Origin of the sequence: Rhodopila sp. (genome assembly GCF_965277165.1) — a bacterium.
In the GTDB taxonomy this organism is placed as follows: Bacteria; Pseudomonadota; Alphaproteobacteria; order Acetobacterales; family Acetobacteraceae; genus Rhodopila.
In genome coordinates, this window is the sequence record NZ_CBDICE010000005.1 from 193,452 (window position 1) to 212,226 (window position 18,775).

Sequence of the window (18,775 nt, forward strand, 5' to 3'; positions counted from 1 at the left end):
TTGGGCAGGCACTGAATTGGTTCTCCGAACACCTTACGAATACTACTATTTCGCCGCAGTATAAGTTGTCTTTGGAGAACGTTTTTGTGATCACGGACTTGTGAGTTTTTTATTGCGCGAGGAAACCGCGGCAGGCTATTCACGGATTGTTGATCACAAAAAGGAGAGACCCAATGACAACTTTCAATTCCGCTTCCACCGAAATGTCGCTCGCTGATCTGCCGCGTCCCGACATGACTGTGACCGACGTTCAGAGCCCTGTTCCGGCAGTGACGGATTCCGGCCGCATCAGCTTTGGCGCCGCTTGCCGCTTGCCGAACGCGGTACCGGCCGTGGCCGACAACCGTCGCATCAGCTTTGGCGCCGCTTGCCGCTTGCCGCTCCCTCTCCCGGCCGTAACCGACAAAGGTCGAATCAGCTTCGGTGCCGCTTGCCGCCTGCCGCTGCAGAAGTAACTGATACGGTGCCGCTCCGGCAGTTTGTACCGGAGCGGCATAATTCCTGCCTTATTGTCTTTGCGAAAGTATCGGCATGCCCAAGAGCGAACCGCGCCTGCAATTTCATCGCCTGATCGCAGAGGCTCGGCCGCCCCAGCGAGCCGACCGTTCCGCGCTCGGTACTTTGCCGACGCGAGCGTATCGCTATTGCGATGCCGTCACCAGCGCGGCGGGCTATGGCTGGTGGGTATTTTCCCCAATGGATCTGCAATTGATCTGGGATGGGCACGATATTTTTTGGTATTTTGATGGGGCACCTGATTGGATGCCGCTATCGCCTGCCGCTCAGTTTCCAAATTTCTCGCAGGCCTTCAACAGCGCCGCGCCAGCAGAATTGGAAGGCTGTGCACCGCCGTTTCTGACCGTATTGCCAGAGCCTGGAATGGTTCAAATTTGGACCGGACTGATGGCACGCACCGCGCCGGGATGGAGCCTATTGGTGCGCCCTCCGGCCAACCTCGCGACACCGGGGGGATACAGTCTCTACGAAGGTATAGTTGAGACCGACCAATGGTTTGGCCCTCTGTTCACCAACCTGCGGCTGACGCGGACCCATAAGCCCGTGCATCTGAAAGCGGATTTTCCGCTGCTGCAGGTACAGCCCCTGCCACGTGAGGCGTATGCCGACCAGACGTTGAACGCCACCACGATCGTGCCTGACATGCTCAGCATGGAGGACGCCGACTGGGACGCGTATCGATCGACGATCGCGGTGCCGACCGATGATCCCGACCGTCCGTTCGGCGCTTACGCTGTAGCCGCGCGGAAGCGCCGCCAGGGGGTTTGTCCATTTAGTGGCATGCAAACTGTCAATGCGGCGCCAGCGCAGGTTTAGCACGTTCGGGAATTCCCGCCAGACGAAGCCCCTGGAGATAACAATCCAAATCCTGCTGCCTCGCTAATGGAGAACGAGTAGCCGCGTCGCGAAGCGAGAACTGTGGTTCCAAAGCCAAAAGAGCGCTGCGGACGTTGGTTGCTTCACGACCAGTGCCCAGGTAACCAAGCGCAGCTAACAGGAGCTTATAGGTCGAAGACAGGCCTGGATGATGATCGCGCGCTTGACGACACATCTGCGCCGCCGCTTCGTATCGGCCGCTCAGAAACATCGGCAGCGCCAACGCTGTATCGAAAAAGAACCTGTGAGGATCGTGCGGGGACAAGCGCCTGGCATGCTCCGTGCGGCGAATTGCCTCGTTGTGTTCTCCAATGTAACTATAAGCCAAACCGGAGTAGCACCAGGCAAGGGCCATATTAGGGTTCAGGGCGATTGCGCGTTCATGCAAACCCAGAGCACTTTCGGCATCCCTGTTCAAGAACGCCCGAACGTGTCCGGCGACGGTAAACCCTCTGGCATCTTCGGGATCCAGCACAACCGCGCGTCGCGAAAGTTCGTCTGCCCGACGCATCGCCTGTTCGGCATCCACCGCCCAGCCTTGGCCGAGCAGAAACAAATGCCAGTGGGCGAGCCAGGAATGGCATGCCGCGCGGGCGCCATCGAGCGCCAAGGAACGTTCTAGCAATTGCCCAGACTCGCGAAACGCGTGTTCGTCCAGCCGATAGATCGCCGGTATCGCGCGCAGCATCATATCGTAAGCGGTGGGATCGACCCTGGGCCGCGACTTCGACTCCAGACCTTCCCACACCAAAAGTTCGGGCGCGACCTGAGCAGCCGACTCAGAAGCGATGCGATCCTGCAGGTCCAGCAGATCAGGCAGCAAGCCGTCGAAACGTCGGCCCCAACTGATCGCGCCGGCTCCTCGCATATTCGCCAGCCGGAGCAAAACCGTGATCCTGTCCTGTTTTTTCCGGAAGCTGCCCTCGATCAGAAAATCCAGGTCAAGTTGCCCCCAGCGCTCGCTCTCGGTCAGCGGTTCGTTGGCAAGCGCCGCGACGGATGCCGGCCCGACGCAGGTGATCCAACGAAAGCGCGAAAACGCGGTGGTGATTTCCTCGGCAAGGCCCTGAGAAAAGTCGGCGTCGCCGCTGCTCGCCCCGATGCTTCGGAACGGCATCACGCCGAGCCGGATCGCGTTCCGGGGCAATCCGGTGTGCTGCGAGACGTCCGGTCGTCGCGCCGGGTCGCCAGCGGTCGTTGTCGCGGAAACGCTATGTTCTGCGCTGTCCCGGGCATCGGCCAGCAGCTGTTCGGTTTCGGTCGAAAACGTTTTGCTCGACAGCACCGCCCCGACCATCCGGACCAGGTCGGCGGGACGATATGGTTTCATCACGAACTCAAATCGCGCGTCGCCGCCCAGAGAAGCGTGGCGGGCCTCGTCGGGGATGTCGTCCAACGTTCCGGACGTCAACAGAACACAAAGATCGGGACGCGATTGACGAGCGCTGCGCGCCAGAGCCAGGCCGCTGACGCCGCCCGGCAAACGTGCCGTTGTCAGCAGCGCATGGATCGGTTCATCCGATACGAACTGGGTTAGTGCGCCCGACCCGTTGGCGACACCGACAGCGTGATAGCCATTACTGGTCAAGGTTTCGCAGGTCGTTATCCGCAGGTCGGCGTCCGGTTCGACAACAAGGATGGTCTGGTTGGTGCCGCTGGGCACCGACCCATCGGCGACCGGTGTCGGCGAAGGCTGGCGTCCGGTGGCGCGTGGCAAGAACAGCGACATCGTCGTGCCGCGTCCGACGGTGCTTTCCAGTTCCACCCAACCGCCGGATTGGCCGGCAAAGCCATGCACCTGCGCCAAGCCGAGGCCGCTGCCCTGGCCGGTCGGTTTGGTAGTGAAAAATGGCTCGAACACCTTTTCCCGGATTTCCGGCGCGATCCCGACCCCGGTGTCACGCACGTCGATGCGGACGTAATCGCCGGCGGCGCGGGCGCCATTGGCCTTCGCGGCGCGATCGATCCTTGTGTTGTGGCAGGATATATTGATGTTGCCGCCGAGCGGCATCGCATCCCGCGCATTCAGCACCAGATTGAGGATCGCCGATTCAAGCTGGCCCGGGTCGACCAGGCAGCTCCACAGCCCGGGTTCGGCCTGCAGCAGAACGCGCGCGCTTTCGCCGGCCGCTTGGGCAAGCAACGGATGTGTCGCGGAAAGGATCTGATAGACCGAGATGGTTTCAGGGCGAAGCATCTGCTTGCGCGAGAACGACAGCAACTGACCCGCAAGCCGCCCGCCGCGTTCGGCCGCACGCTCGATCATTTCGGCCCGTTGCACCGCCTGGCTGTCGCCGCGCGACTCGGCGTTGATGCGAAGGGCAGTCGCGTTACCCAGCACCACGGTCAGCAGGTTGTTGAAGTCATGCGCCACACCGCCGGTCAGTCGGCCAAGCGATTCCATCTTCTGGGCCTGAAAGCGCTCCCCTTGCATTGTATTCGGGTCGTCGGAAGTGGGCGAGTCCGAGGGTTTCCCTGCGACATGGGGAAACCAGCGGCCAAATCGTCCGGCAAGGAGGTCGATCAATCTGCTGCTCAAAACAGTTCGATGCACCTTGCTAAGCGGTTGCCACAGCCTGGCGCCGCCGCCTGCCATGTTAACTTTCCACAATAAAACTTACGAAATGATAGGCACATACACCGAGACTTCAAAGCCTATCGTCCACCGGAGGGATCAAGAAAACTTGCGAACCTATCTCGAGTTTATCGAGCACCTCGCTGGGACCGTTACGAGACTGGCGACGTCACGTTGAGCAACTGACGCAGCCGTCCGGCGCCGGACGGACCCTTGATCGCTTCCCGCCAGCTCGCCTCGGCGACACGCTGATGCGCGGCAACCGCTTCGTCAGCGCCGGTAATCATAGCCACGCCGGTCTGTGCGCCGGGATGGGTGTCGGTGCGGAACGGATTGATCGCCAGGCTGACCCGGTCGCGAGCTCGCAGAATCTTGAACGAGGAACTCGGCGGCGAACCGGCCAGCAAGCCGAACTGCAATCCCATCGGTTCGGTCTCCATGAGATTTGCGATATTCTCGATCTCGGACAGCGCGACGTCGCGGCAGATCCGGCGCGCGCGGTCCGAAAGATGCGGTCCGCTCACTATTCCGACCTCGATTAGCCGCTGCACCGCGGGCAGTGAGACCATCGCAATAATGCTCGGCCGACGCATCGCATACATGCGTTTCCTGGCGGCGAGAATGCCGAGAACCTGCTCGGCCATGCTGCGCATCGCCATCCGTTCGGCACCGGCTTGGTCGGCGGTCTCCTCAAACGCCTCGCCGAGCGCGTTATCATAGGCGTCTGACGTTGTCAGATAGCATAGCGGCCCGGACAACTGCAGCACCTGATCAGCGGTTTCCTCGATCTGACGCACACGCTCGAAATAGCCGATCGGGCGGTTGTAGTACTCGACGCCGATCCCGAGCAGCGACAGCGGGGAGATTTTCAGCAGTTCAGCCAGCCGCTTGATGGTGTCGAGCTTGATCACCTCGCCTTTTTCATAGCGGTAGAGCGCGGCGCGTGAGACGCCCAGACGCGCCGCGATCTCCTCGGCGCGCAAGCCCGATTCGAGTCGGTAGGCGCGAAGTTGTTGGCCAATTTCGGTAAATCGCATCGACATAGGATAGGCGCCCTCACGCAACTTATGCGGGTAACTAACTGAAAGTCCGCCACTTCTCCGGAATCCGAAGCGGAGGGCATGCAGAATAGGTGGTTTGATTCGAGCGGCCGATGTCTCAGAATCGGCGTGTTCTCTACAGTTTATTGTGGCGGAGTTTGAAAACTCAACCCCTTTTCATCTCCTGCGACTCGTTCCCACTATGCAGTGGGCTGCCCATCGCCCAAACATCGATCGTTGCCGGGGTGACAGTACACCCGGCAACGCCTTATGGCTTTTTTCCGCGCGATTCGCAGTTTGAACGTCCGGCCCAAGCCGTGATCATTTTCGGATGCTGTGTGCCGCGAGGCCTTCGATCGCGAGGATCAGCGCCGAATGGTCCAGTTCCCCGCCGCCGTGGGCGATGCAGGAGGCCAGCATCTGCTGGGCGATGGCCGTGTTGGGCAGGGACAGATTGAGCGTCTTGGCCGAGGAGAGCGCGAGATTCAGGTCCTTCTGGTGCAACCTGATCTTGAAGCCGGGGTCGAACTTGCCGTTGAGCATGCGTTCGCCATGCAACTCCAAAACGCGGGAGGAGGCGAAACCGCCCGTGATTGCCTGACGCACCTTGGCCGGATCGGCGCCCGCCTTGGAAGCGAACACCAACGCTTCCGACACCGCCTGGATGTTCAGCGCGACGATGATCTGGTTGGCGACCTTGCAGATCTGCCCGGCGCCGGGTTCGGCGCCGACATGGGTGATGTTCTTGCCCATCAGTTCGAACAGCGGCTTGGCGCGGGCAAACGCGGCGTCGGGGCCGCCGACCATGATGGTCAGCGTGGCCTGCTTGGCGCCGACCTCGCCACCGGACACCGGGGCGTCGAGGTAGTCGCAGCCCTGGTCGTTGATCCGCTTGGCATAGCCCTTGGTCTCGAGCGGGCCGATCGAGGACATATCGATGACCAAGGTGCCCTTTTTCAGGCCGTCGGCGGCGCCGTTTTCACTGAACAGCACGGTTTCGACGTCTTGGGTGTCGGGAAGCATCAGGATCAGCACCTCGGAGTCCGCCGCGACCGCCTTCGGCGTCGGCACCACCTTGGCAACGCCTCGGAGTTCCTCGGTCAGGCTGGACCGATCGGGGACGATGAGATCATGGCCGGCATTTTTCAGGTTCAGCGCCATGGGCCGGCCCATGATGCCGAGGCCGATAAATCCGATTTTCATTGTGGTTTGCTCTCCTGTCCCGACACCGGGTGTTCAAACGTCGAAGCGTTCGCGCCAGCCCAGCCCGGCGGCGGTATCCGCGGTGGGGCGGTATTCGCAGCCGACCCAGCCCTGATAGCCGAGTTCGTCGATCCGGCGAAACACGTAGGACCAGCCGATCTCGCCGGTGCCGGGTTCGTTCCGAGCCGGGACGTCGGCAATCTGGATGTGCGCGATCAGCGGCATGAACTGTTCCATACGCTTGGTGATGTCACCCTCGGTGACTTGCACATGATAGACGTCAAACTGCAGACCTAGGCGGTCGCGCCCGATTGCCTCGACGATGGCGGCGCCCTGAGCCTGGGTATTGAGGAAATAGCCGGGCATGTCGCGATGGTTGATCGGCTCGATCACCACGCGCACGCCAGCTGGTTGAGCCTGTTCCGCGGCCCAGGCGAGATTCGCGGCATAGACCGCGGTTGCCGTGGTCAGCGGCACGTCGGCGGCCACGATTCCGGCCATGCAATGGATCTGCCGACAATCCAGCGCGGCGGCGTAATCCAACGCCCGTTTCACCGACTCGCGGAACTCGCCCTGACGACCGGGCATGCTGGCCATGCCACGTTCCCCATTCGCCCAGTCACCAGGAGGCATGTTGAACAGCGCCTGGGTCAGGCCTTCGGCGCTCAGGCGTTCGCGAAGCACGGCGGGGGGGAATTCATAGGGGAACAGAAATTCCACGCCCTCGAAGCCGGCTCGGCGGGCGGCGGCGAAACGATCGAGGAACGCCACCTCGTTGAACATCATCGACAGGTTGGCGGCTAAGCGTGGCATGGCAGACCTCCTTTGCCGTTGATCGCCCCAAGCGGTTTCGGTCGGCGGGCTGGGACGCCCACATGGAGAGACCCCCTTTGTCTGCCCGTACGAAACACGCAACGACTGATTTTGGCCATGCTCCCGGTGGACGAGTTGCTGGAACGATCCATGGAAGTCGATCCTCGGGGGATGCCCGGCTGCGACGGAAACTACAGGTGCGCGACATACTTGGCTAGTATCGCGCGTCGGGGAAGCGCGATACGTCGCTTTTGCGTATTCGTATCACGCGTCGAATCATGGACGCTCCGGGTCTGGCGCTTGCCTGCGATCAGATACTCGGGCACGGCGACGGCGCGCAATGCGAGCAATCGCGAATGGAGAGGCATGATCGCTGAACGGATACTGATGGGCCTGCTGCTGGGCGGCGTGGCGATCGGCTGCGTGCTGGTGTTGTATCCGTTTCTGTCGGCGCTGCTGTGGGCCGGGATCCTGGTGTTCACCACCTGGCCGGTCTATGACTGGCTGCGATTGCATCTGCGGCTGCCGCGGATCTGGGCGGCGTCACTGATGGTGTTGCTGACCGCCGTCGTGCTGGTGCTGCCGATCGCGGTCGCCGCGCCGGGCAGCGCCGATGATGTCAACCATCTGCGGCACGTGATCATGGAAGGCTTGCGCGCCGGCCTGCCGGATTCACCAAGCTGGGTGTTCGATGTCCCGGTGATCGGCACCACCGTTGGCGATCTGTGGAACCGCTGGGCCGCCGATGTCAGCGTAATGCTGGAGGCGTTGCGGCCGTATTTCGGCATCGTCGTCGAAAACGCCCTCAGCCTTCTGCTGGGCATCGCCAACGGCGTGCTGATGTTCTTGCTGGCGCTGTTCGTGGCGTTCTTTTTCTATGTCTATGGCGAACCGATCGCGGATCGGCTGCGCCTGTTGCTGCATCGGATTGCCGGGGTGCAGGCCGAACGTCTGATCGCGGTGACCGGGGCGACTGTACGGGGCGTGGTCTATGGCATCCTCGGCACCGCGGTTGTGCAAGGGATCCTTACTGCGCTTGGCCTCTGGTTGTCCGGCGTGCCGCGGCCGGTGCTGCTGGGCAGTTTGGCTGGCCTGCTTGCGGTGCTGCCGATCGGGGCGCCGGTGATTTGGATCCCGGCGGCGATCTGGCTGATGAGTAGCGGGCATGTCGGTTGGGGAATCTTCCTGGGGATTTACGGTATCGGCGCGATCTCCGGGTCCGACAGTCTGATCCGACCGTGGTTTATTTCTCGCGGCGCGCAATTGCCTTTCGTGCTGACGGTGCTTGGGGTGCTCGGCGGCGCACTGGCGTTCGGGCTGTTGGGGATTTTCCTCGGGCCAGTGCTGCTGGGGATCGGATACACGCTGGTCAACGAATGGGCACGCGGGGCTGACCCACGGGCGTCGATCGGCGATCATTGATCTGCCCGGCAATCGCGTGGTCCGCGTTACCCGGTTAACTCCAGCACCATCGATGTCGAATGATTTCTACCGATTTCGCTCATACCGCTTACGGCCACCCGCTATCCGCGACGCTTCGGTCCACACCGAACTGATCGAGGCAGATGCCGCGCCGCTGCATCCCCATTGTCAGGTCATGCTCGACGAAGGAGATGACCCGATGACCGACGCGCCGAAGTTGGACCCGCGGGAGACACACGTTCGGATTCCGAGCCCAAGAGCGGGACTTCGACTATTTCTGCGGCATTTGCCCCCGCCGGAGGGCGTTCCCGTGCGCGGCATCGTGCTGTATGTCCACGGCGGCACGTTCTGCTCGGCGCTTTCCATCGCGCACCGCTTTGATGGGCGATCCTGGCGCGATGAACTGTGTGACGCTGCGTTCCATGTCTGGGGCCTCGATTGCCACGGTTTCGGCCGCTTCTCCGACCCTTATCCGGACACCGATCCGCACGCACCGCTTGGGCGAACCGCCGATGCCAGCCGGCAACTCGAGGCGGCGGTGCGCTTCGTTGTGGCCCACCATCGAGCCGAACGGCTGTCGCTGGTTGCCCATTCCTGGGGCACCATGGTCGCCCGGCATTTCGCCGGGCGCTGCCCCGAATTGGTCGACCGCATGGTGTTCTTCGGCCCAATCGCGCGAAGGGCACCGCTGGGCGACGCACCGAAGCTTGCCGCCTGGAGGCTGATCTCATTGCAGGATCAATGGGACCGCTTCACGGCCGATGTTCCCCAAGGCGAGGCCCCGGTGCTGTCGCGCCGACACTTCGACGCATGGGGCGAGGCCTATTTGAACTCGGATTGCGAAAGCCGCGATCGCCAGCCGCCGGCGGTCAGGATTCCCGGCGGGGCGTTCCAGGACATTTTTGACGCCTGGGCCGGCTCTTTGGTCTATGATCCTGGGTTGATCCGGGCTCCGCTCGCCATCATTCGCGGGGAATGGGACAGCATGTCTACCGACGCCGACGCGGCCTGGCTGCTGGATACGATCGAAGATGGCCGCGATATCAAGGTCGCGCGCGCCACCCACTTGATGCATCTGGAGGCAAACCGCCACGCGTTGTATCACGCGACCGAAAGCTTCCTGACCGATTCGAGGAGCTGATCCATGTTCGCAGTCATCTTCGAAGTAAAGCCTCGGCCCGAGGCCTGGGAAGACTACCTTGGCCACGCCAGTGTGCTGCGGCCTGAACTGGTCGCCATCGACGGTTTCATCGTCAACGAGCGTTACGCCAGCGTTAGCCGGCCCGGTTGGCTGGTGTCGCTTTCGATCTGGCGGGATGAGAAGGCCCTGATTCGCTGGCGCACACACGCCCTGCACCACGAAATCCAGGGCAAGGGCCGATCATCCGTCTTGGCCGATTACCATCTGCGGGTCGGCGAGATCACTGCCGACACCGAGGCGCAGGAGGCGCTGCCGCAGCAGCGTTTCGATGCCACGGAAATCGGCGCGTCCAAGGCATTGACGTTGACCGAGCAGGCGCTGAGTGCCCTGACGTCCGTGTCCGGCGGCGAGGCGTTCGACAGCATCACCCGGCCTGGCAATGGGCTGTATCTACAATCGTGGTCCGATCCCGCGGCAGCCGAAGCTGGGATCAGCCAGATGGCAGGCCGGCACCGCGTGGTGCGCGTGATCCGTGACTACGGCATGTTCGCGCGCGCCGAGGCGCCGCAGTATTTTCCGCCGCGCGAGGCCGGCTGTTGAGAGATCGGACGACGGATCAAGCCGGGCGCGTTATCCGCCTGCCATCGTCATCCCGTCGATCCGCACTGTGGGGGAGTCGGTGCCGCGTCGGAACACCAGGTCCGAAGCGGCCACCATGTTGGCGAACATCTCCACCAGATTGCCGGCGACGGTGACCTCGGCGACCGGTTCGGCCAAGGCTCCGTCTCGGATCATGAAGCCGGCGGCACCGCGGCTGTAGTCACCGGTCACCCCGTTCACCCCCATACCGATCATCTCGGTGATATAGAAGCCCTGCTTGATATCGGCCATCAGCGCCGCCGGTGTCGCCGTCCCGGCAGCGAGGTACAGGTTGCTGGGGGACGGCGACGGCGGGCCGCTGGTGCCGCGCGAGGCATGACCGGTTGACGCCAATCCAAGTTGGCGGGCGGATCGGCTGTCGAGCAGCCAAGTGGTCAGCACCCCGTCCTCGATCAGCGCCTGGGCCTTGGTCGGGGTGCCCTCGCCATCGAACAGCCTGGACCGGGCGCCGCGCACTCGGCGTGGATCGTCGTGGATGTTGATGCCGGCGGCGAACACAAGCTGGTGCAGCTTTTCCTTGAGAAAGCTGGTGCCTCGGGCAACTCCGGCGCCGTTGATTGCGCCGGCGAGATGGCCGAGCAGACCACCGGCGACGCGCGGGTCGTAGACGACGGGGATCCGGGCGGTGTTTGGACGGGTCGGGTTGAGCCTGGCGATGGCTCGCTCGCCGGCGCTTCTGCCGATCTGAGCGGGGTCGTCGAGATCGGCGAAATAGACCGTGCTGTGGTAATCGTAGTCGCGCTGCATGTCGGTGCCGGCGCCAGCGAGCGCGGTCGCGGAAATCGAGTGGCTGGTGCCGACGCGGCGTCCGGCAAAGCCGGCGGAAGTCACCAGGACGATCTCGTTGCGGCCGTAGCCCGCCTCAGCGCCCTCTGAATTGGTGACGCCGTGAACCGAGAAGGCGGCTGCTTCGGCGGCGGCGGCGCGAACAGCCAGGGCATCGGGCGCCGGTTCGGCAGGGTCGGCCATGTCAAGGTTCATGTCGTCCGGCGGTGCCCAGGTCTCGGCCAGCCCGGCAAACCGGTCTTCGGGCACGACCTTGGCCATTGCCACCGCACGCTCCGCCAGGCCGGAGAAGCCGGCTGGGTCGAGTGAGGTGGATGACACGATCGCGGCGCGCCTGCCGACAAACACGCGTAGGCCGAGATCACGGCCCTCGGATCGCTCCAGGTGCTCGATCTTGCCTTGGCGCGAGGCCACGGACAGCGAGGTCCCGTTCACCAGGACCGCGTCGGCGGCGTCGGCCCCGGCGGTTCGCGCCTGACGGATCAAATCGGATACCAGAGAGAGGTAGTCGGTCATCGGGTCGGTTCCTTCGCCGCGGGCCAGGCCGCGTTCATAGAACGTTTGGTTTTCCAGCCATAGATAAGAGTTTTGGATGCGGGCTTGCAGACCAGTGGCCCGGGATGCGCCGCTTGACACGGTTCCCGCCGGCTTCATCATTCCGCCATCACGGGGGAAATGGGGCATGGCGAGGCTGGACAATTGCTACAACGTATTCGATCTGCGCGAAGCGGCGAAGCGGCGCCTGCCGCGTGGTGTGTTCGAGTTCGTTGACCGCTCGACAGAGGATGAACTGGCGTTGCGCAACAACCGCCACGCGTTCGAGAAGATCAAGCTGAAGCATCGGGCGCTGGTCGATGTGTCCGGTCGTTCGACCAAGACCACACTGTTCGGCAAGGACATCGCGCTGCCGATGGCGATCGCGCCCACCGGTGCGGCGGGCCTCTGCTGGCACGAGGGGGAGTTGGAACTGGCGAAGGCGGCAGCGCGGGCGAAAATCCCGTTCACGCTGGCGACGGGGGCGATGACCTCGATGGAAAAGATCGCCAAGGAGGCGAACTTCCGGCTCTGGTTCCAGCTTTATGTCTGGAAGCAGCGGGAGCTGTCCTACCAATTGATCGAGCGTGCCAAGAACAACGGCTTCGAAGCGCTGATCGTTACCACCGACACGATCGTACCGCCGAACCGGGAGTACAACGCCAAGAACGGTTTTCTGCTGCCGTTCCATCCGACGTTGCGCTTTACCTGGGACATCATGCAGCATCCGACCTGGTTCACCACCGTGCTGATGAAGTATTTCACCACCATCGGGATGCCGCGCAACGAAAACTATCCAGACCCATACCGGCGCCCGATCGGCACTGATCCGGGGACCCGGGAGGTGATGCGGCAGGACTCGCTTAATTGGGACGATATCCGCATTTTCCGCGACAAGTGGCCGGGCATCTTGATGCTGAAGGGTATCAACCGCGTGGATGATGCGCTGAAGGCGGTCGGCTATGGCGTCGACGGCCTGATCGTATCCAACCACGGCGGCCGCAATATGGACAGCGCCGCCGCAACGCTGGACATGCTGCCGGAAATCGCCGAGGCGGTCGGCGACAAGGCGACCGTGATCCTGGATTCCGGCGTCCGACGCGGATCTGACATCGTCAAGGCGTTGGCGCTCGGGGCGAAATGCGTGCTGACCGGGCGGGCGACGCTGTACGGCACGGCGGTCGGCGGCCAGGCCGGGGCGTCCAAGGCGGTGGGCTTCATCCAGACCGAGATGGACAAGACCATGGCCTATACCGGCTGCAACAGGGTGGACGAAATCTCGACCGACATCTTCTTCGGCGATCGGGAGAGCAACCGGCTGATGGCGGGCTGATCGCGGCATGAAGATCTTCATGGCGACGCTGGCGACCGAGACGAATACGTTCTCGCCGCTGCCGACCGGGCGTGCCGCTTTCACCGGTGGCCGGGAATGGTTCCGTCATGATGGCAGCCGCAAACCTCCGACAATCTCCAATATCCCGCTGATCGCGTGGCGTCGGCTGGGCGAGGCAGACGGGCACACAGTTGTCGAAAGTATCTGCACCTTTGCGCAGCCTGCCGGGACGACGCTACGGCATGTGTACGAAGAACTGCGCGACATGATCCTCGCGGATCTACGCGCCGCCATGCCGGTGGATGTCGTGCTGCTGTTCATGCACGGGGCAATGGTGGCGCATGGCTATGACGATTGCGAGGGCGATACGCTGGAGCGGGTGCGGCGGATCGTTGGGCGCGATGCGACGATCGGCTTGGAACTGGATCTGCACTGCCATCTGACCGAGCAGATGCGGGCGAATGCCGATGCGATTGTTCTGTACAAGGAATACCCGCACGTTGATATCGGCGATCGTGCGCCCGAACTCTACCGCATTTGCCTGGATGCGGCACTTGGGAAGGTCAGGCCAGTGATGGCCTATCACGACTGCCGGATGATCGCCACGTATCGGCCGACCCAAGATCCGTTGCGTGGTTTCGTCGACCGGATGAAGGCGCTGGAGGGGCATGGCGGCATCCTTTCGGTGTCCTTCGGCCACGGCTTCCCATGGGCGGATGTGGCCGATGTCGGCAGCAAGATCCTGGTGGTCGCCGATCGCGATACCTAGGCGGCGGGCGCCTTGGCGCGGCGGTTGGGCGAGGAACTTTGGCGGATGCGCCATGCCGCGGCTGCCAGACTTGATGGCATAGACGATGCGCTCGACGGCGCGACGTCCGGGGGCGGCAATGGGCCGTTGGTGCTGGCGGATGCCTCGGACAACGCCGGTGGCGGGGCGCCTTCGGACAGTACCGCGATCTTGCGGCGGGTGCTGGACCGCGAGATGCAGGACGTCGTGATCGGCTGCTTTTGGGATGCGCAAGCTGTGCAGTTCTGCATCGAGGCCGGCCAGGGTGCGACCTTCATGCTGCGGGTCGGAGGCAAGTGTGGCGCCGCATCAGGTGATCCAATAGACCTGATGGTGACGGTCCGCGCGATTGCGCTAAACCATTCTCAGGGCGGACTGAGCGGTGGGCGCGCGGAGTATGGTCCAAGCGTCTGGGTGTGCGGCGACGGAGTCGATCTGGTACTGACCAGCCGGCGCCAGCAGGTCTTTTCACCGGATGCGTTCACCGGGCTGGGGCTGACGCTGCACGACAAGGCGGTTGTCGTGGTGAAGTCGTCGCAGCATTTCCAGGCGGGATTTGCCCAGGTGGCGCGAGCCATTCGGTATGTATCCGGGGCTGGTGCGCTGGATTTCGATTACGCGGCGCTTCCCTACACCAAGCGCACGCGCGCGTTTTGGCCACGCGTCGCCGATCCGTTCCGCGAGTCGCAGTAACAGCGCTGTCCGGATTCAGCTGGCAGGGGTTTTCATCGACTTGCACCGAGTCGCCGGATTAAATTGTTCGCAGTATTTCCGGTAGGTTAAGCGAACCCGAACCGTTCGTCGCAGTCCGGACCGGATCAATTGCGCTGGAGGTGTTCGCGATGATCAAGGCGTTTGCTTGCGACGGCGTTCATTTGCACCGATTGGCCGATACCGGATCTGCTGACGCGCTGCGTCATGCGGTGTGGATCGACCTGCTGAACGCGGCACAAGAGGAGATCGACCGGGTGCAACAGGCAACCGGGTTGACGGTGCCGTCGGAAGCGGACGTCAGCGAAATCGAAACGTCCAGTCGGCTCGCCAGCCGCGACGGTGCGCTGTACCTCAGCATGCCGCTGGTCAGATATGCCGAGCACGGATTGCGCAGCGTCTCTGCCGGCTTCGTGGTCAGCCCGGACCGGCTGATCACCGTTCGCTTCGCCGAGCACCGGTTATTTGATACGTATGAAGAACAGGTTTCCAGCCGGTCGGCACCCCCAAGTTCGGGGGCGCACATCTTCGTCGACCTGATGGAGGCCATCGTCGATCGTCAGGCCGATGTTCTGGAGCAGGTGCGTGCCGACCTTGATTCGATTTCCCACGCCATTTTCGCCATGGGTGTCAATCAAGAGGGAGGGCGGAAGGCGGAAGACGCCATTCTGCGCCACACCCTTGGTCAGATCGGGCGTATTGGCGACCAGATTTCTCATGTCCGGGACACCCAGGTCGGGGCGGCGCGGATCGCGCCTTATGTGGAGACAACGGCAGCCGACTGGCTGCCGAAGGATTTGATCCCCCGGCTGGCAACGCTGCGGCAGGACATCGCGTCGGTCAGCGATTTCGACACCTACCTGAACGACAAGCTGCAATTCCTGCTCGACGCGACTTTGGGCTTCATCAATATCGCCCAGAACAATGTCATGAAGGTCATGGCGATTGCTTCGGTTGTCGGCATCCCACCGGTGCTAATTGCCGGCGTCTATGGCATGAACTTCAAGAATATCCCGGAGTATGACTGGGCCTGGGGCTACGCGTGGGGCTGGGGTCTCATCATCTTGACGACCCTGATCCCACTGGCTGTGTTTCGCTGGCGCAAGTGGATCTGAGGGTCATGCCTTCGCGGCCTTTTGCGAAAAAAGCCAGTCCCAAACATCGTCTCGCGTGTAGGTGTTATCCCAGACATCGTGGCCAACGTCGGGAACCTCGGTGTAGCGGAAGGTCGGACCGCCCGCCAGCAACTTTGCCATCGCGCGATCCCAGTCCAGCGAGACATTGTTGTCCTTGGCCCCATGTATCGCCCAGATCGGAACCTGTCGCAGCGCGGCTGCCGCCTGGGCCGGATCGGCGGTGCGTTGCGCGCCGGCCAGAGGCATGCCGGCGGCGAAGATATGTCCTTTGCCGCCGGTCTAGACGTTGTAATCCAGCAGCATCTGCCACGCGCCCATCCCGCCCATCGAGTTGCCGGTGACATAGACCCGATCCAGATCGATCCGGTAACGATCCATTACCTGCCTTAACGCGGCTATGGTATTAACTTCACCGATATGGCCATCCCGCTTACCGCCGAAATTGACCGTGCGGCCACCGGGATCCTTGGTTTGATCAAGCATCGGGACGACAACGATACAAGGGTGCCGGGACCGGAATGCGTGCGTGGCGAACCATCCGTCAACCTGCTTGCGCAGGGCGTCCGGATAATCCCCCATATCGAGTTGGTGCAGGTAAAGCACCACCGGATAGGCGCGGGTCGTGACGTAGTTTTCCGGCAACAGGACCTCGTAGTGCAGGCCATTTATGTCGTTACCGATCCAATTTGCCGTTTGTGCTGAAGCATGGCGCCAAGCGCCGATGCCGACCGATACGGCGCAACCGAGGGCCAGCAATCCGAACATTAAAAGGACCGATCGGCGCCGCATCAAATCACTCCGCTCTGCCGCCAGGCCTGCCGCTCTGAGGACGCGAACCCGAGTTCCGCCAGGATCTCGTCGGAGTGTTCTCCCAGACCGGGAGCGAAACGCCTCACGCGGCAGGGCGTTGCCGACAGCTTGATCGGAAAACCGAGCATCCGGACGGAGCCATGATTTGGATGGTCGATGTCGATGATCATGTCCTGGGCCCTGATCTGCGGATCCTGGAACACCTCCACCACGCTGTTGACCGGGCCGCAAGGGACGCCGGCGTTGTTTAATACATCCACCCAATGGCTTGTAGTGCCGCTTGCCAGTTTGCCGCCGACGATGGCGTTGATTTGCGCTCGATTGGCGACCCGCGCCGACTGGGTTGCGTAGAGCGGATCAGTTTTCAATCCGGGTTCATCCAATGCGTCGGCCAGGCGGCGGAAAAACACATCGTCGGCCGGCGCCAGCGCGATTTGCCCATCGCGGGTTGCGAACAACCCGTACGGCGCGGCAATCGGATGGTCATTGCCGCTGCGCGGCGGTGCCGTTCCGGTAGCGAAGTAATTGGTCGCGATGTATGCCAACAGGCTGACCAGGCCGTTGGTCAGGCTGACCTCGGCCCGCTGTCCCTGCCCGGTCTCGCGCGCGTGCGGCACAGTGGCGGCGATGCTGAGTGCCGCGTAGAGCCCAGCCACCAGGTCGCTGATGGGCAAGCCTGAGCGCATCGGTGGATCATGCGGGCCGCCGTTGACGCTCATGAAGCCGCTCATGGCCTGGGCGATGAAGTCGAACGCAGGGCGATCCTTGTACGGCCCGGTGCTGCCGAACCCGTTGATCGAACAGATCACCAGGCTTGGTCGCAATGCGTTGAGCCGGCTTTCGTCGAACCCCATCCGAGCCAGCACGCCGGGGCGAAAATTCTCGACCAGCACGTCGGATTGCGCGATCAGGCGCGCCAGGATCGGCTTGGCTTCCGGCTTGCGGAGGTCCAACCTAATCGATCGCTTATTGCGATTGAACTGGGCAAAATACCACGAAATTCCGGCTTTGATGGCGCCCTGGCCACGTAGCGAATCGCCTTCGGGCGCCTCCACTTTGATGACGTCGGCGCCCATGTCGGCGAGCAAGGCGGTGCAGAACGGGCCGGAAAGCACGCGGGTCAGATCGAGAACCTTCAGTCCAGTCAGCGGCATGGTGTTTTCCCAGCGGTGGATCAGCCATCATGCATCGTTGGTTTTTGCCGACGAGGCAACCAACGGGCCGGGTACTAGCGGGATCTTGCAGCCTTTTGGCGTCGGCGGCATGTGTTTGGCCGACACCGTTAGGAGGACGCCTTGATGCGGGCCATTGGTTACCAGGATTCGCTACCAATAGAGGCAGCCGCCGCGCTGGTCGACATCGAGTTGCCCAGGCCCCGCCCCGCCGGGCGTGACGTGCTGGTCGAGGTGCGTGCGGTGTCGGTCAATCCGGTGGACACCAAAGTCCGCCGCCGCGCCAAGCCGGACGCCGGGCAGTGGAAGGTGCTGGGTTATGATGCGGTGGGCGTCGTGGCCGAAACCGGCGCCGACGCAAGACTGTTCAAGCCCGGCGACGCGGTGTTCTATGCCGGCGACGTGACCCGTCAGGGCACCAACGCCGAATTTCATCTGGTGGACGAGCGCATCGCCGGGCGCAAGCCGAGATCGCTGGATTGGGCGGACGCCGCCGCCCTGCCGCTGACCGCGATCACCGCTTGGGAAGCGCTGTTCGACCGGCTGGACGTGCGCAAGCCGGTGCCCGGGGAGGCGAACTCGATCCTGATCATCGGCGGTGCCGGCGGCGTGTCCTCGATAGCGATCCAACTCGCGCGGCGGCTGACCGGCCTGACGGTGATTGCCACCGCGTCGCGGCCCGAGTCCCGCGCCTGGGTTCAGGAACTTGGCGCCCACCATGTGCTGGACCACGCCAAACCCCTGGCCGCCCAGGTGGACGCGATGGGTATCGCGGCGCCGGGATTTGTGTTCTGCACCACCAATACCGACAAGCACCTGGGTGAGGTTGAAAAGCTGATCGCGCCGCAGGGTCGTTTTGCCGTGATCGACGACCCGGCGACACTCGACGTGATGCTGTTCAAGCGCAAGTGCGTGTCGGTACACTGGGAGATGATGTTTGCCCGCTCGACGCTTCACACCGCCGATATGGCGGAACAGGGCATGCTGTTGAACGCGGTGGCGGATTTAGTCGATGCCGGAACAATTCGCACGACCGTCGGTGAGAAGTTTGGTCCGATCAATGCCGCCAATCTGAAGCGCGCGCATGCGTTGATCGAGAGCGGGCGCGCCCGCGGCAAGGTGGTGCTCGAAGGTTTTGCCTGATCGGGCTTCGGGCGCACAGAGGTATACTCAGTCCAAGGTCCGGTATCGGCCAGGGCTTACTTTCTCGGGCGTCATTTTCGCGGGCGTCATTTTCGCGGGCGTCATTTTCGCGCTGGG

General features: G+C 62.8%; 18 protein-coding genes. 10 read left to right on the forward strand and 8 right to left on the reverse strand.

Annotated elements, in window-relative coordinates; translation table 11 throughout:
* Positions 1-146: 146 nt before the first annotated feature.
* A complete protein-coding gene (locus ACQY4Y_RS01275) occupies positions 147-455 on the forward strand; it encodes a hypothetical protein (RefSeq protein ID WP_428488763.1) in 309 nt (102 codons plus the stop codon).
* Positions 456-531: 76 nt separating this feature from the next.
* Entirely contained in the window at positions 532-1,332 is an 801-nt protein-coding gene (locus tag ACQY4Y_RS01280) for a DUF6065 family protein (RefSeq protein WP_428488764.1), read from the forward strand.
* Here the strand turns inward: ACQY4Y_RS01280 and ACQY4Y_RS01285 are convergent.
* The 4 genes from ACQY4Y_RS01285 to otnI form a co-directional block, all read right to left on the reverse strand.
* Positions 1,307-3,988 (reverse strand): ATP-binding protein, encoded by a 2,682-nt coding sequence (locus tag ACQY4Y_RS01285; protein ID WP_428488765.1) that lies wholly within the window; start codon positions 3,986-3,988, stop codon positions 1,307-1,309. The two genes, ACQY4Y_RS01280 and ACQY4Y_RS01285, sit on opposite strands and share 26 nt — an antisense overlap.
* A gap of 131 nt (positions 3,989-4,119) precedes the next feature.
* A complete protein-coding gene (locus ACQY4Y_RS01290) occupies positions 4,120-5,004 on the reverse strand; it encodes a helix-turn-helix domain-containing protein (protein WP_428490708.1) in 885 nt (294 codons plus the stop codon).
* Between the two features lie 324 nt (positions 5,005-5,328).
* On the reverse strand, positions 5,329-6,210 hold the full coding sequence (locus ACQY4Y_RS01295; RefSeq protein ID WP_428488766.1) for a 2-hydroxy-3-oxopropionate reductase: 882 nt from the start codon (positions 6,208-6,210) through the stop codon (positions 5,329-5,331).
* Between the two features lie 33 nt (positions 6,211-6,243).
* Entirely contained in the window at positions 6,244-7,023 is a 780-nt protein-coding gene (gene otnI, locus ACQY4Y_RS01300; protein WP_428488767.1) for a 2-oxo-tetronate isomerase, read from the reverse strand.
* A 366-nt stretch (positions 7,024-7,389) separates the two neighbouring features.
* On the opposite strand from otnI, the gene ACQY4Y_RS01305 reads away from it, so the two are divergent.
* The 3 genes from ACQY4Y_RS01305 (at position 7,390) to ACQY4Y_RS01315 (ending at position 10,186) form a co-directional block, all read left to right on the forward strand.
* Entirely contained in the window at positions 7,390-8,445 is a 1,056-nt protein-coding gene (locus ACQY4Y_RS01305) for an AI-2E family transporter (protein ID WP_428488768.1), read from the forward strand.
* 199 nt (positions 8,446-8,644) lie between these two features.
* Positions 8,645-9,586: an alpha/beta hydrolase gene (locus ACQY4Y_RS01310; RefSeq protein ID WP_428488769.1), complete on the forward strand. Its 942-nt coding sequence runs from the start codon at positions 8,645-8,647 to the stop codon at positions 9,584-9,586.
* Positions 9,587-9,589: 3 nt separating this feature from the next.
* A complete protein-coding gene (locus ACQY4Y_RS01315; protein WP_428488770.1) occupies positions 9,590-10,186 on the forward strand; it encodes an antibiotic biosynthesis monooxygenase family protein in 597 nt (198 codons plus the stop codon).
* Between the two features lie 30 nt (positions 10,187-10,216).
* On the opposite strand, the gene ACQY4Y_RS01320 is transcribed toward ACQY4Y_RS01315, so the two are convergent.
* Complete coding sequence (locus ACQY4Y_RS01320) at positions 10,217-11,548, reverse strand: TldD/PmbA family protein (RefSeq protein WP_428488771.1); 1,332 nt, start codon at positions 11,546-11,548, stop codon at positions 10,217-10,219.
* A 166-nt stretch (positions 11,549-11,714) separates the two neighbouring features.
* Here ACQY4Y_RS01320 and ACQY4Y_RS01325 point away from each other — a divergent pair, with 166 nt between their 5' ends.
* The 4 genes from ACQY4Y_RS01325 to ACQY4Y_RS01340 all read left to right on the forward strand — a co-directional run bounded on the left by ACQY4Y_RS01325 (position 11,715) and on the right by ACQY4Y_RS01340 (position 15,512).
* Positions 11,715-12,899, forward strand: a complete 1,185-nt coding sequence (locus ACQY4Y_RS01325) for an alpha-hydroxy acid oxidase (protein WP_428488772.1) — start codon at positions 11,715-11,717, stop codon at positions 12,897-12,899.
* 7 nt (positions 12,900-12,906) lie between these two features.
* Positions 12,907-13,668, forward strand: coding sequence for a M81 family metallopeptidase (locus ACQY4Y_RS01330; RefSeq protein ID WP_428488773.1), 762 nt, complete (start codon positions 12,907-12,909; stop codon positions 13,666-13,668).
* A gap of 45 nt (positions 13,669-13,713) precedes the next feature.
* Entirely contained in the window at positions 13,714-14,379 is a 666-nt protein-coding gene (locus ACQY4Y_RS01335; RefSeq protein ID WP_428488774.1) for an MlrC C-terminal domain-containing protein, read from the forward strand.
* A 149-nt stretch (positions 14,380-14,528) separates the two neighbouring features.
* Positions 14,529-15,512 (forward strand): magnesium transporter CorA family protein, encoded by a 984-nt coding sequence (locus ACQY4Y_RS01340; protein WP_428488775.1) that lies wholly within the window; start codon positions 14,529-14,531, stop codon positions 15,510-15,512.
* A 3-nt stretch (positions 15,513-15,515) separates the two neighbouring features.
* On the opposite strand, the gene ACQY4Y_RS01345 is transcribed toward ACQY4Y_RS01340, so the two are convergent.
* Genes ACQY4Y_RS01345 through ACQY4Y_RS01355 form a run of 3 tightly spaced genes read right to left on the reverse strand, consistent with a single transcriptional unit; the run spans position 15,516 to position 17,497 of the window.
* A complete protein-coding gene (locus ACQY4Y_RS01345; protein ID WP_428488776.1) occupies positions 15,516-15,779 on the reverse strand; it encodes a hypothetical protein in 264 nt (87 codons plus the stop codon).
* Positions 15,780-15,812: 33 nt separating this feature from the next.
* Positions 15,813-16,298: an alpha/beta hydrolase-fold protein gene (locus ACQY4Y_RS01350; RefSeq protein ID WP_428488777.1), complete on the reverse strand. Its 486-nt coding sequence runs from the start codon at positions 16,296-16,298 to the stop codon at positions 15,813-15,815.
* Between the two features lie 23 nt (positions 16,299-16,321).
* Complete coding sequence (locus ACQY4Y_RS01355) at positions 16,322-17,497, reverse strand: CaiB/BaiF CoA transferase family protein (protein WP_428488778.1); 1,176 nt, start codon at positions 17,495-17,497, stop codon at positions 16,322-16,324.
* Positions 17,498-17,641: 144 nt separating this feature from the next.
* Between ACQY4Y_RS01355 and ACQY4Y_RS01360 the strand changes: the two genes are divergently transcribed.
* Positions 17,642-18,658 carry a zinc-binding alcohol dehydrogenase family protein gene (locus ACQY4Y_RS01360; protein WP_428488779.1) on the forward strand — a complete coding sequence of 339 codons (1,017 nt, stop codon included), beginning with the start codon at positions 17,642-17,644 and terminating at the stop codon, positions 18,656-18,658.
* Positions 18,659-18,775: the final 117 nt, after the last annotated feature.